Here is a 13,423-nt window from a genome sequence, read left to right as displayed (position 1 = left end):
GGAGCAGAGGACCGAGGGGGAGGTCACGGTGGCCATCACGACACGCGCGGCCGCGCCCGGGAGCGCCGCCTCCGGGCTGCCCGCCGGGCCGGACGCGGGACCGCCCGCGCCGGCGGGGCCGCCGGGGCGGAGCACCGCCTGGGCGGAGGGCGTGGAGCGGCTGCGCGCCGCGGCCACGACCGAGCCGGGCCGCCTGCGGATCATCGGCGCGGTGCTGGCCGCCCTGGTCGTCCTGTTCGGCACGGTCGCGGTCTGGGAGGTCTCCGGCCGGGTCACCGCCGCGGACGACGTGGTGGGCCGCAGTCAGCCGCTGAGCGCGGACGCGGCGAGCATCTACCGCTCCCTCGCGGACGCCGACACGGCCTCCTCCAGCGGCTTCCTGGCGGGCGCCCAGGAGCCGCGCGAAGTGCGCCTGCGCTACGAGAAGGACATCGCCAACGCCTCGCGGCTGCTGGTGAGCGCCGCCGCGAACACCGGCGCCGGCGGGGACTCCCGCAAGGAGATCGCCCTCCTCGGCGAGCAGCTGCCCCGCTACACGGGCCTGATCGAGCAGGCCCGCGCGACCAACCGGCAGGGCCTGCCGCTCGGCGGCGCCTACCTGCGCTACGCCAACGAGCAGATGAGCACGGTCCTGCTGCCCGCCGCACAGCGCCTGTACGAGGCGGAGACCGGCCGGCTCTACACGGACTACGACGAGGCCCGCTCCTGGCCCCTGGCCTCGACCGGTGCGGGGCTGCTGGCCCTCGCCGCCCTGGTGTGGGCCCAGCGCCGCAACTACCTGCACACCCACCGGGTCTTCAACCACGGGCTGCTCGCCGCGACGGCCGCCGCCGCCGTCGTGCTGCTGTGGCTGACGGTCGGCCAGACGCTCGCCCGGTCGGGTCTGAGCGAGGCGCGGACCGACGGCCAGGAGTCGCTGAAGGTGCTCAACGACGCGCGGATCGCCTCGCTCCAGGCGCGGGCCAACGAGAACCTGACGCTGATCGCGCGGGGCGCCGTACTGGCCGCGGACAAGAAGTCCGACAAGTACGACGTGGACTACGAGAAGAACATGAAGCAGCTCGACGAGGGGCTGGCGCGGGCCCTGCGCCTGGCCGACGACACGAGCGGCCGTGAGCCCGTCTCGCAGGCCGTGGCCGGTGTGGCGCAGTGGAAGCAGCGGCACGCGGCGGCCCGGGAATCGGACATGAAGGGCGACTACGAGCTCGCCCTTCCCCAGGTCATCGGGGACGAGCGGCACCCGGACAGCAGCGGGGCCTCGTTCGACACGGTGGACGCCTCCCTGGAACGGGCCGTGGCCCACGAGCAGAACCAGTTCACCCGAGCCGCCCGGGGCGGGCTCGGCGCACTGGGCGGGCTGATCACGGGCTCGGCGGCGCTGGCGGCCGTCGGCGCGGCCGCCGCCCTCCTCGGCATCGGTCGCAGGCTTTCGGAGTACAGGTGAGATCGATGCGGATACGGCGGACACGGGCGGGGCACGAGGCGGCGTCGGCCACGGCCGGGGCACCCTCCGGGGCCGGAGCGCCCGGGGCGGTCCGGCCCCGGCGGGCCGTGCACCGGCTGCGCGGCTGGGGCGGGGTGAGCGCGATGGCCGCCGCCTGCGCGGTGACGGCGGCTGCGGTGCTGCTGCCGCTGGCCAGGACCTCGCCGGGCACGGCGCACCGTACCGCGGTCCAGGATCCGGCCACGATGGCGGCGGCCCCCTTCGCCCCCGCCGACACCTGCCAGGACCCGGAGGCCAGCCTGGCCCCGTCCGGTCTGGACGGTCCGACGATCGAGCGGATCCGCAAGGCGGGCAAGCTGGTGGCGGGTGTGGACCAGAACAGCTTCAAGTGGGGGTACCGCAATCCGGACGGCCACCTCGACGGCTTCGACATCGACCTGGTCAAGGCCATAGCCAAGGACATCCTGGGCAGGGAGGACGCGGTCATCTACCGGGCCATCCCCACCAGCCAGCGCATCCCGGCGCTCCAGGAGGGCCGTGTCGACATCGTCGTGCGGACCATGACGATCAACTGCAAGCGGCTGGAGGACGTGGCCTTCTCCACGGCCTACTTCGAGGCCGGGCAGCAGGTGCTGGCCCCCAAGGGTTCGCACATCACCGGCTACGACGCCTCGCTGGAGGGCCGCCGGATCTGCACCGCCGCCGGTTCCACGGCGGAGGCGGCGCTCAAGACCAAGTCGTACGGCGCGCTGCCGGTGTCCGTGCCCAACCAGCTGGACTGCCTGGTGCGGCTGCAGCTGGGCGAGGTGGACGGCATCATCACGGACAACGCCCTGGCCGCCGGCCAGGCGGCGCAGGACCCGTCGGTGCAGCTGGTCGGCGCGCCCTTCACCCGCGAGTTCTACGGGGTGGCGATGAACAAGGACGCCTCCGACCTGGTGCGCCGGGTCAACAAGGTGCTGGAGAACTACCGCGCGGGCGGCGAGCAGAGCCCCTGGGTGACCTCCTACCGCAAGCACTTCGAGAACGTGCTGCCGAGCCCGGCCCAGCCGCCCGCGCCCAAGTACCGGAACGGCTGAGGCCGGTGTCGGAATCGAAGCGGTACGCGAGCCATCCGGGGACGGGGCGGGACGTGATGGACCGGGACGAAGTCGACCGCGCGCTGGCGCGGCTGGGCGCGGAGCACGAAGCGGTGGAGACCTCGCTGCTCGCGCTCCAGGACCACGCCGGCCGCCGGCTGCTGGAGGGCGCCGCGCTGAGCGGGGTCACCGAGGAGCGCTGGGCCGCCGCCGACGCGGCGGTCACCCGGCTGTGGACGTACTTCGACGCCTACAGCGGGGCGCTGGCCGCCGCGCGCGAGATCCGCGAGCGGCGCCGCTGGCCCACCCGGGAGGACCTCGCCGAGCTGACCGAGAGGCTGCGCGGTCCCGGGGTGGTGATCGCCGGGGCCGGAGCCGGGGGCGCCGCGCTCACGGAGCGGTTCTCGCTGGCCGAGCTGGTGGCCCGGATGAACGAGCTGTACGCCGGCTCGCTGGACGTGGTGGTCGCCGCCGACTCGGTGTGGTCGGCGCTGCCCGCCCGGATCGACCTGCTCGGTGCAGAACTGCACCGCACGCGCGCGCTCGCGCACTCGGTGGGGGTGCGGCCGGGCGAACACCCTTCGGGGGACGACCTGGAGGAGATCACCGCCGAGCTGGCGGAGCTGCGCGCGCGGGTGATCGCGGACCCGCTGGGGTTCTGGATCCCGGTGGCGGGGAGCTCCGCCCCCGGCGGTGGCCGGCCCGACACCGGCCGTTACGACCGGGCGGCCCGCGCGCTGGACGACGTACGCCGTGAGGTGGAGGCGGTGCTGACCGTGCGGCAGGACGCGGAGGCGCGGCTGATCGGTGTGCGGGACGTGCTCTCGCGGGCCGACCGGACCCTGGCGGAGGCGCGGACGGCGCGCGGCGAGGTGCTGGCGAAGATCGCGGCGTCCGAGGTCCCGGCGGTCAGCGGTCCGCCGACGGCCCTGCAGGAGCAGTTGGCGGCGGCGGCCGAGTACCGGCGGCGGTCCCAGTGGCACCGGCTGTCGCCCCTGCTGGACTCCCTGGAGGACCGGGCCGAGGAGGAACTCCAACGGGCCCGCGCATCGTTGACCGCGGTGACGGCGCCGCTGGCGGTGCGGGCGGAACTGCGCGGTCGGCTGGACGCGTACAAGGCGAAGGTGGCCCGGCACGGCATGGCGGAGGACCCGCTTCTGATCGAGCGGTACGACACGGCACGGCGGATGCTGTGGAGCGCGCCGTGCGACCTGCGCGCCGCCGAGCAGGCCGTCCTGCGCTACCAGAGGGCGACGGCCGAGACACTGGTGCCGAGGCAGCCCCTGCCGGAGGACCACCGGCCCGCCGGGCCGGGGGAGGAGGACGCGTGAGCCTGATCGGAACGCCGTGCGTGCGTCCCGGCTGCCCGGGGACGTACGAGGACATGGGCGGCGGGGAGGTCTACTGCGACACCTGCGGGCTCGCGCCGGTCGGCGCGGTCGCGGCGGGCGCGGAAGAGCTGGTGTCGCCGCCGACGGGGATGACGAGCGCCGCCCGGCACGGGGATTCCCGGGGGTCGGCGGGCTCGCGCGGTTCGGCCCGCTCCTCGGCGTCGGCGCGTTCCTCGCGGTCCTCTCGCTCCTCGTCCTCGCGCCGTTCGGTGTCGGGGCGGCTCTCGCGGTCCCTGCCGGGGGCCGCGTCCACCCGTTCGGTGTCGGTGCGCAGTTCGGGCTCCTCCGCCCCGTCCTCGGGGCGCGGCCGGCTGGGCGCCGGGCTGGTCACCATGCCGGAGGTGCCGCGTCCTGATCCTTCGGCGGCCGTGCTGGAGAACCCGGAGGTGCCGGAGCGCAAGCGGTTCTGCTCGCGTTCGGACTGCGGGGCGCCGGTGGGCCGCGCGCGCGGCGACCGGCCGGGCCGGACGGAGGGGTTCTGCACCAAGTGCGGGCACCCGTACTCCTTCGTGCCGAAGCTGCGTGCCGGTGACGTGGTGCACGGCCAGTACGAGGTGGCGGGCTGTCTGGCACACGGCGGCCTGGGCTGGGTCTACCTGGCGGTGGACCGGGCGGTCTCGAACCGGTGGGTGGTCCTCAAGGGCCTGCTGGACACCGGCGACCAGGACGCGATGGAGGCGGCGATCTCCGAACGGCGCTTCCTGGCGGAGATCGAGCACTCCAACATCGTGCGGATCTACAACTTCGTGGAGCACCTGGACCAGCGGACGGGTTCGCTCGACGGGTACATCGTCATGGAGTACGTGGGCGGCAAGTCGCTGAAGGAGATCGCGAACGAGCGGCGCCGGCCCGACGGACGGCGGGACCCGCTGCCGGTGGAACAGGCGTGCGCGTACGGGATCGAGGCGCTGGAGGCCCTCGGCCACCTGCACAGCAGGAACCTGCTGTACTGCGACTTCAAGGTCGACAACGCCATCCAGCAGCAGGACCAGCTGAAGCTGATCGACATGGGCGCGGTCCGGCGGATGGACGACGACGAGTCCGCGATCTACGGCACGGTGGGCTACCAGGCGCCCGAGGTGGCGGAGCTGGGCCCCTCGGTGGCCTCGGACCTGTACACGGTGGCGCGCACCCTGGCGGTGCTGACCTTCGACTTCCAGGGCTACACGAACGTGTTCGTGGACTCGCTGCCGGACCCGGAGCACATCGAGGTCTTCGGCCGGTACGAGTCCTTCTACCGGCTGCTCGTGCGGGCGACCGACCCGGATCCGGGGCGGCGGTTCGCCTCCGCGCAGGAGATGGCGGACCAGCTGACGGGTGTGCTGCGGGAGGTGGTCGCGCTCCAGACGGGGCGGCCGCGGCCGCAGCCGTCGACCCTGTTCGGGCCGGAACTGCGGGTGCCCGACACCCGGTTGTACGCCGACGCGGACGGGGCGGAGGTGTCCCGGCTGGGCGTGCGGGAGATCCCGCGCCGCGTCTGGGGGCGCCGGAGCCGGGCGGTGGCGGCGGTTCCCGGGCCGGCTCCGCTTCCGTCTCCGGGCGGGTCTGCGGGGGCCGGGGCGGCCGGCGCGGGTGTGCCGGGGCCGTCCGGGGCCGGGGGTTCCGCGCCCGCCCCGGTGACGGCGTCCGGAGCCGGGAGCGTGCCCGCGCTCGGCACCACCGCCACGCACGTGGCGGGCGCCGGGGTGCCGACGCCCCGCCGCGGGAGCGCGGTGCCGGACCCGCTTCCGGTTCCGGTTCCGCTTCCGTCGGGGGTCGGGGCCGGGCGGGCCGCGGCGGCCGCACCGGCCGCGGCGACCGGGCCCGCCCCGCTCGACGCGCACGACACCGCGCTGGCCCTGCCGGTGCCTCTGGTGGACCCGGCCGACCCGAACGCCGGTTTCCTGGCCGGACTCCTCGCCTCCGCCCCGGCCGACCTGCTGGGCGCGCTCGGCTCGGCCCCGGCCGACTCCGCCGAGCTGCGGCTGCGCGAGCTGCGCGCCCGGCTCGAACTGGGCGAACTGGCCGTCGCCGGAGAGGCCCTGACCGAACTGGAGGAGCGGCACCCGGACGACTGGCGGGTGGTGTGGGCCCGCGGGATCTCCTCGCTGGCCACCGGCGACGACGAGATAGCGGCCCTGTCCTTCGACGCCATCTACGACGCCTTCCCCGGCGAGCCCGCCCCGAAGCTGGCCCTCGGGCTGTGCGCGGAGGTGCTGGGCCAACTGGACAACGCCGCCGAGTACTACCGGCTGGTCTGGATCACCGATCCGGGGTTCGTCAGCGCGGCCTTCGGGCTGGCCCGGGTGCAACTGGCCGCCGGGGACCGGGCGGCGGCGGTGCTCACCCTGGAGTCCGTGCCGGAGGCCTCGATCCACTACACCGCCGCACGGGTGGCGGCCGTACGGGCACGCCTGCGCGACCGGTCGCCTCACGAGGCCCTGCTGGCCGATCTCTCGGCCGCGTCGGACCAGGTGGAGGCGCTGCGCCGGTTCGGGCTGGATCCGGAGCGGCACGAGCGGCTGGTGACGGAGGTTCTGGGCTCGGCCCTGGACTGGGTACTGTCGGGTAGCCGGGGTGCCGACCCCGGCCGGACCTCGCTGCTCGGCAGTCAACTGGACGAGCGGGGACTGCGCTTCGGCCTGGAGCGCTCTTACCGCGTCCTCGCCCGGCTGGCGCAGCGGGGCGAGGAGAGGATCGAACTGGTGGAGCGGGCAAACCGTTTCCGACCCCGGACGTGGGTGTGATTGATGTCGATGCATCGGCTGTCGGGCTGCCCCGGCTGCGCGGAGCCCCTCGAAGAGGGGGACCGTTTCTGCGGCGTGTGCGGATACGCCCTCTCCTCGCCGCCTCCTGACCCGGATCCGACGCCGACCCTCCCGGTCACCCCGGTGGCCGGAGCCGGTGACAGGGACGGAGCCGGGGCCGCCCTGGTGTCGGCCCCGGCGTCGGCGGGCGGGGTCCCGGCCGGGGACACCGCCGCGCACTCCGGCTCCTCCGGGGTGCCCGCGCCCGGATGGGGCAGCACCGACGAACACGCCCCGACCCTGGCCGGGGACGCCTCCGCACTGCCCGGCGGCGGCGCGTGGGGTTCCGCCGGCTCCGGGCACGAGACCCCGTACGGCGCGGATCCCGTCCGCCACGACCTCCCCGGCGGGACCGGAACGCCCCCCGGGGGGACGCCCTGGGGCCGGCCCGCGCCCGAGGAGCCGTACGCCGCCGCCCCGCAGGGGCCGCCCGCGCCCGAGGACCCGTACGCGGGCGCCCCTCAGGGGGACGGCGGGAAGACCTGCGTCGCCTGCCGGGCCGGGCACGTGGACACCGACGGGTACTGCGAGCACTGCGGCCACGCACAGCCCCGCGAGCGCGACCACCTGGAGGAGGAGCTCTGCAGCGTCGCCGCGGTCAGCGACCGCGGACTGCGCCACCACCGCAACGAGGACTCCTTCGCCGTCGCGGCCACCGCGCTGCCCGACGGCTCCGCCGCCACCGTGGCCATCGTCTGCGACGGGGTGTCCTCCGCGAGCCGCCCCGACGAGGCGTCGGCGGCGGCCGCCGGCGCCGCCAACGAGTCCCTGCTCGACGCCCTCCCCCGCGGCGCCCACCCGTCGGAGGCCATGCACGGGGCGATCCTGGCGGCGGCCGCCGCCGTGAACGCCCTCGCCCCGGAGACCCCCGGCGCGCAGAACGCCCCGGCCTGCACCCTGGTCGGCGCCGTCGTCAGCGGTGGGGTGCTGACCATCGGCTGGGTCGGCGACAGCCGCGCCTACTGGGTCCCGGACGACCGGGCCGCCCTGCCGCGCCGCCTCACCGAGGACGACTCCTGGGCCGCGCAGATGGTGGCGGCGGGTCTGATGGGCGAGGCCGAGGCGTACGCCGACGTCCGCGCGCACGCCATCACCGGCTGGCTCGGGGCCGACGCCTACGACCTCGACCCGCACACCGCCAGCTTCCGGCCGGACCACCCCGGCGTGGTCGTGGTCTGCACGGACGGCCTGTGGAACTACGCCGAGTCCGCGACGGACATGGCCCAGATCCTCCCCCCGGACGCCGCGGCCCGCCCCCTGCACAGCGCGCAGGTGCTGGTCGGGCACGCCCTCGACGGGGGCGGGCACGACAACATCACCGTCGCCGTGGTGCCCTTCGCCGCGGAACCGGAAGCAGCACAGGAAGCCGAAGCGGAAGCGGAACCGGAACCGCCGGCGCGAGCGGAGACGGAACCGCGCACCGAGGCCTGACCCGCCCTCCCCCAGCCAGCCCCGAGGAGTCCTGTCGATGGCGAACTTCGCCAAGCCGAGCGCCCCGCGCTTCAGCGTGGAGGTGTACCAGAACGAGTTCCTTCCCGTGGGCGGGCGGGACGTGCACGCCATCGTGACCGTCACCTCCACCGGCGGCGCCACCGCCACCCGCGCCCTCGGCCAGGACGCGGCCGTCGTGATCATGGTGGACTGCTCCGGCTCGATGGAGTACCCGCCGGACAAGATGCGCGGCGCGCGCGAGGCCACCGCCGCCGCGATCGACACCCTCCGCGACGGAACCGCCTTCGCCGTGATCGCCGGTACCCATGTGGCGAAGGAGGTCTACCCGGGCCAGGGCCGCCTCGCCACCGCCGGTCCGGACACCCGCGCACGGGCCAAGGAGGCCCTGCGCGGCCTCGGCGCGGGCGGCGGCACCGCCATCGGCACCTGGCTCCGGCTGGCCGACGGCCTGCTGCGGCAGTCCACCGCCACCATCCGGCACGGCATCCTGCTCACCGACGGCCGCAACGAGCACGAGGAACCGGCCGTGCTGCGCGCCACCCTCGACGCCTGCGCCGGCCGCTTCACCTGCGACGCCCGCGGGGTGGGCACCGACTGGGAGGTGAAGGAGGTGACCGGGATCGCGCACGCGCTGCTCGGCTCCGCCGACATCGTCGCCGACCCGGCCCACCTCGCCGGGGACTTCACGCGCATGATGGAGAACGCCATGGGCAAGGAGGTCGCGGACGTCGCGCTGCGCCTGTGGACCCCGGTCGGCGTGGAGATCCAGTACGTCAAGCAGGTCTCGCCGTCCGTGCGGGACCTCACGGACCGCCGCACCGGGGCGGGTCCCCGCGCCGGGGACTACCCGACCGGTTCCTGGGGGGACGAGTCCCGCGAGTACCACGTGTGCGTCCGGGTGCCGGGTGCCTCGGTCGGCCAGGAGATGCTGGCCGCCCGCGCCTCGCTGGTGCTGCCCGGTCCGTCGGGAGAACCGCGGCCCCCGCTCGCCCAGGGTCTGGTGCGGGCCGTGTGGACCGACGATCTGGCCGCCTCGACCGCCATCAGCCCGCAAGTGGCGCACTACACAGGGCAGGCGGAGCTCGCGCAGGCTATCCAACAGGGGCTGGAGGCCCGCAAAATGGGTGATGTCGACGGCGCCACGGCCAAACTGGGTCGTGCCGTGCAGCTGGCCAGCGTCTCCGGGAACGCGGACACTGCCAGACTGCTGGCGAAGGTGGTGGATGTCGTGGATGCCGTGGCGGGTACTGTGCGGCTGAAGGCGAAGGTCGCCGATGCCGACGAGATGACCCTTGAAACGCGTTCGACGCAGACCGTCCGAGTGAAGAAGACCTGAGAAGACCTGACGCCTTGACGCAGGGAGAAGGGGGAAGCGCCGCGATGCCGACCTGCCCGAACGGGCACCAGTCCGCCTCCGACGACTGGTGCGAGGTCTGCGGCCACCGCATGGCTGCCCCTACGGGCACCCCCGCGGCGCCCTCCTACGGCTACGGCTACCCTCCCACCTCGGGTGAGCCGACCGCCCAGGCCGAGCTGTGCCCGCAGTGCCGGACCCCGCGCGAGGCCATGGCGCCGTTCTGCGAGGAGTGCCGGTACAACTTCCTGACGCGCAGCGCGACCTCGTACGCCTCGGCCCCGGACGCCGGTCCGAACGGCGGCCCGAACGGCGGCCCGGGCAATGCGGCGGGCCAGGGCCACGGCTCGGGCCAAGGCCAGGCGGCCGGCGCGGGAACGGCCACGGGCACCCCGCCGCCCCCGCCCCCGGCGCCGCCCCAGCCGGTCTACTCCCAGGACCACTTCGACTACCAGGGCTCCCGGCCCTCGCGGGTCAACCGCCCCGCCGAACCGCTCCAGGGCGAGGACGACTGGCTGCTGCCGCCGCCCGCCTCCGAGCGGCAGCCGCAGCCGGTGCAATCCGAGCCGGCGCAGCCGCAGCCCGTGCACCAGGAGTACCAGCAGCCGCACTACCAGCAGCCCCCACCGGAGTACCCGCAGCAGCCGGTCCAGCAGCCCGCTCCGCCGCAGCACGAGTACCGGCCCCCGCAGCCCCAGCAGGCGCAGCAGCCCTTCCCGCCCCAGAACGGCACCGGCTCCTGGACGGCGACGATCGGCCCCGACCGCTCGTACTTCATGGCGATGATGCAGCGCAGCGGCCCCGAGGCGGCCGGGCTCAACCTGCCCGCGTACTCACCGGAGCAGCACCTCCCGCTCTCCGGCGGCCAGATCACCATCGGCCGTCGCCGCGCCTCGACGGGCGAGTCCCCGGACGTCGACCTGTCGGTGCCCCCGGAGGACCCGGGCGTCTCCCACCAGCACGCCGTGCTGGTGCAGCAGCCCGACGGCGGCTGGGCCGTGGTGGACCAGAACTCCACCAACGGGACCACCATCAACGGCGGTGAGGAACCGATCCAGCCGTACGTCCCGGTCCCACTCGCCGACGGCGACCGCGTCCACGTGGGGGCCTGGACCACCATCACCGTCCGCCGCGGCTAGCCGCTATCCGACGGCCTCCCCCAGGGGCCACACGTAGGGCCCCTGGGGATCGTCGAGCCAGGACCACTGGCCCTCGGCCGTGACGGTGACGCCGAACCGCTCGCGCGGCGGCCGGCCCTCGCGGCGCCACAGGTCCAGCGCCTCGCGCGGGTGCAGCACGCCCGCGGTCAGGATCAGCAGGAACTGGAAGCGCTCGTTCTCCACCATCTCGTACGGCACCCCGTGCAGCGGCCCCGTCGCCCCCGCGGGCAGCGGTGAGGCCGTGGCCCCGCGCAGCGGGACGAAGTAGGCGGAGGTGTGCAGGAACCGGCCCTCGGCGAAGTCGGCGTCGCGGACCGTGAGGGCGATCAGCCCGGTCGACAGGGGCGCCAGGATCCGCGCCCCCGGCCGGCACTGGCCCAGCCAGGCGTGCGGGATCAGCGGCAGGGTGCAGGTCACCAGGATCCGGTCGAAGGGGGCTCGGGCGGGGCAGCCCCGCGCGCCGTCCCCGGTGACCACCGTCGGCCGGTATCCGAGCAGGGCCAGATGGGCCCGCGCCGCCTCGGTGATCTCCTCGTCGAGGTCCACCGTGGTGACGTGCTCGTCGCCGAGCCGGTGGCACAGCAGCGCGGCGTTGTAGCCGGTCCCCGCGCCGATCTCCAGCACGTCGTCCCCGTCGCGCACCTCCAGGCTCTCCAGCATCTTCGCCATCAGGGAGGGCTGGCTGCTGGAGGAGACCAGCTCGCCGTCGCGCAGCCGCGTCGCCAGGGGGGCGTCCGTGTAGACCCCCCGCAGCCATTGGGCCCGCCGTTCCGGATCGGGGTCCTCGCCCCACAGCCGTTCGTGCCCGGCGCCCCGGCCGGTCCAGAAGTACGGCACGAAGAGGTGCCGGGGCACGGCCGCGAAGGCCGCCCGCCAGGCCGGGTCCTCCAGCGCGCCCGCGGCGGTGAGCTCCCGTACCTGGGCGGCGTGCGCGGTCGCCCGCAGGTCCCGTGCCGCCGGGGTGCCCGGCGGGGTGCGGGGTGTGCGGGGATCGCGTGGAGTGCGTGACGCGTGAGCGCCCGTGCCGCCCGTGCCCATGTCTCCACTGTGCTGCGGGCGGCTTCCGGGTGCGACCCCTCGCCCGCCCGGGCGGGCATCCGTGGTCTTAGGACCGGGGTCCTCCGTCCGGGCGTCTGAGACGATGGTCGGGTGAATGACGATCCGCAGAGCACGGTCCAGGAGACGACCTTCTACGAGCAGGTGGGCGGGGAGGAGACCTTCCGCCGTCTGGTCCACCGCTTCTACCAAGGGGTCGCGGGGGACCCGCTGCTGCGTCCGATGTACCCGGAGGAGGACCTCGGGCCCGCCGAGGAGCGGTTCGCGCTCTTCCTGATGCAGTACTGGGGCGGTCCGACGACGTACAGCGACCACCGCGGCCACCCGCGCCTGCGCATGCGGCACGCCCCGTTCCAGGTGGACGCGGCCGCCCACGACGCGTGGCTCGGGCACATGCGGGTCGCGGTGGACGAGCTGGGCCTGGCGCCGGCGCACGAGGCGCAGCTGTGGCGGTACCTGACCTACGCGGCCGCCTCGATGATCAACACCGCGGGTTAGCCGGGACGCCCCGGACGCCCCGGACGCGCGTTCAGACCGGCCGTACCTGGAGGGCGCCCAGCCCGCCGGTCCGGCCGGGGCGCCGGGTGGCGACGGAGCCGTAGGGCGTGGCCAGCCGCAGCCAGCCGCCGGAGGCGAACAGCGCCACCGGTGTGGGGGTGCCGGCGGGGGTGGTGGCCGGCGGGACGGTGGCCCGCACCGGCCGCAGGAAACCCAGGGAGTGGGCGGCGTGCACGGCGCGCAGCGGGAGGTCGGTGTCACCGAGCGTGCGCGACCAGATCTCGCGGCCGATGCGGTCCCGCTCGGACCGGGTGCGGTGCTGCGGGGGCAGGGCCTCGTCGCGGGCCCGGAACTCGGCGACGGCGGCGGCCACGGCCGCCCGTACCGCCTCGGGCGCGGGCAGTCCCGGCACGGGCTGCCAGCCGCCGCGCGGCGGGAGCACCCCGGCCCAGGGCGGGCCGGTGACGGGTCCGGGGACGAGGAGTCCGGCGCCGGTCTCGTCGACCGCCTCCAGCAGCTCGCCGACGGACACGGTCACGTCCAGCGGGGTGTCGAGGGGTGCGGCGAGCCGTGCCGTGCGGACGGCCAGGACGTCGAAGGACGGCGGCCGCCCGAAGACGGCGAGCGCGCCGCCGCCCGCCCGCGCCTGGAGGCGGACGGCGGCGGCGCGGTCGTAGTGCACCAGCCGGCCCAGGAAGGCGGCGAGGTCCGCCGCCTCCCCGGAGTCGGCGAAGTGCAGCTGCTCGTTCATGCCGCGAGGCGCCCTTCGGCCGCCGCGGGCGCGTCGAGGTACTGCTCCAGGAAGTGCCGCTCCTCGGCCGTGATGCGGCGGGGCCGCCCCTCGGCGAGGTTGTAGGGCACGACCACGGTCTCGGCCCGGACGTACACCGTCTCGGGAGCGTCGGCCGTCGCCTCGTCCTTCACCTCGTAGCGGATGGTCAGGGACGCGGCGCCTATCCGGGTCACCCAGGACTCGATGAGCACCGGCTCGTGCCGGTGCACGAGGGGCAGCTTGTAGTCGATCTCGTGACGGGCCACGACGGAGCCGCCCGTGAACGAGTCGCTGCCCTCCCCCGGCGCCAGACGGAACATGAAGTCGATGCGCGCCTCCTCCAGGTAACGGAGGAAGACCACGTTGTTGACGTGCCCGAAGGCATCCATGTCCGCCCAGCGGAGGGGGCACCGGTAGTGGTGTCTGGCCAT

General features: G+C 75.1%; 11 protein-coding genes. 8 read left to right on the top strand and 3 right to left on the bottom strand.

Going from position 1 to position 13,423, the window contains the following annotated elements; all coding sequences use genetic code 11:
• Positions 1-28: 28 nt before the first annotated feature.
• The 7 genes from AB4039_RS08925 to AB4039_RS08895 are packed head-to-tail and all read left to right on the top strand — an operon-like array spanning position 29 to position 10,645.
• Positions 29-1,444, top strand: a complete 1,416-nt coding sequence (locus AB4039_RS08925; protein WP_442270443.1) for a hypothetical protein — start codon at positions 29-31, stop codon at positions 1,442-1,444.
• A gap of 5 nt (positions 1,445-1,449) precedes the next feature.
• Positions 1,450-2,523, top strand: a complete 1,074-nt coding sequence (locus AB4039_RS08920; RefSeq protein WP_442270442.1) for a glutamate ABC transporter substrate-binding protein — start codon at positions 1,450-1,452, stop codon at positions 2,521-2,523.
• A 56-nt stretch (positions 2,524-2,579) separates the two neighbouring features.
• Positions 2,580-3,854 carry a hypothetical protein gene (locus tag AB4039_RS08915; RefSeq protein ID WP_266839071.1) on the top strand — a complete coding sequence of 425 codons (1,275 nt, stop codon included), beginning with the start codon at positions 2,580-2,582 and terminating at the stop codon, positions 3,852-3,854.
• A gap of 5 nt (positions 3,855-3,859) precedes the next feature.
• Positions 3,860-6,640: a tetratricopeptide repeat protein gene (locus AB4039_RS08910; RefSeq protein WP_442270456.1), complete on the top strand. Its 2,781-nt coding sequence runs from the start codon at positions 3,860-3,862 to the stop codon at positions 6,638-6,640.
• Positions 6,641-6,643: 3 nt separating this feature from the next.
• Positions 6,644-8,131, top strand: coding sequence for a PP2C family protein-serine/threonine phosphatase (locus tag AB4039_RS08905; RefSeq protein WP_442270441.1), 1,488 nt, complete (start codon positions 6,644-6,646; stop codon positions 8,129-8,131).
• A gap of 37 nt (positions 8,132-8,168) precedes the next feature.
• Complete coding sequence (locus AB4039_RS08900) at positions 8,169-9,488, top strand: VWA domain-containing protein (protein WP_266839074.1); 1,320 nt, start codon at positions 8,169-8,171, stop codon at positions 9,486-9,488.
• Positions 9,489-9,532: 44 nt separating this feature from the next.
• Positions 9,533-10,645, top strand: coding sequence for an FHA domain-containing protein (locus tag AB4039_RS08895; protein WP_442270440.1), 1,113 nt, complete (start codon positions 9,533-9,535; stop codon positions 10,643-10,645).
• 3 nt (positions 10,646-10,648) lie between these two features.
• On the opposite strand, the gene AB4039_RS08890 is transcribed toward AB4039_RS08895, so the two are convergent.
• Entirely contained in the window at positions 10,649-11,704 is a 1,056-nt protein-coding gene (locus AB4039_RS08890; RefSeq protein WP_442270439.1) for a methyltransferase domain-containing protein, read from the bottom strand.
• A gap of 111 nt (positions 11,705-11,815) precedes the next feature.
• On the opposite strand from AB4039_RS08890, the gene AB4039_RS08885 reads away from it, so the two are divergent.
• The gene (locus AB4039_RS08885) at positions 11,816-12,220 is read left to right on the top strand and encodes a globin (RefSeq protein WP_266839076.1); all 405 of its coding nucleotides are present in this window, start codon (positions 11,816-11,818) and stop codon (positions 12,218-12,220) included.
• 31 nt (positions 12,221-12,251) lie between these two features.
• Here the strand turns inward: AB4039_RS08885 and AB4039_RS08880 are convergent, their stop codons facing one another.
• On the bottom strand, positions 12,252-12,971 hold the full coding sequence (locus tag AB4039_RS08880) for a hypothetical protein (RefSeq protein ID WP_266839078.1): 720 nt from the start codon (positions 12,969-12,971) through the stop codon (positions 12,252-12,254).
• Entirely contained in the window at positions 12,968-13,423 is a 456-nt protein-coding gene (locus AB4039_RS08875) for an acyl-CoA thioesterase (RefSeq protein ID WP_266839080.1), read from the bottom strand. Before AB4039_RS08875 ends, AB4039_RS08880 begins: the two co-directional genes overlap by 4 nt.

Source organism: Streptomyces sp. M-16 (genome assembly GCF_052114405.1).
In the GTDB taxonomy this organism is placed as follows: domain Bacteria; phylum Actinomycetota; class Actinomycetes; order Streptomycetales; family Streptomycetaceae; genus Streptomyces.
The sequence above is the reverse complement of the archived record's forward strand: the minus strand, read 5'-3'. Positions and strand labels throughout refer to the sequence as shown.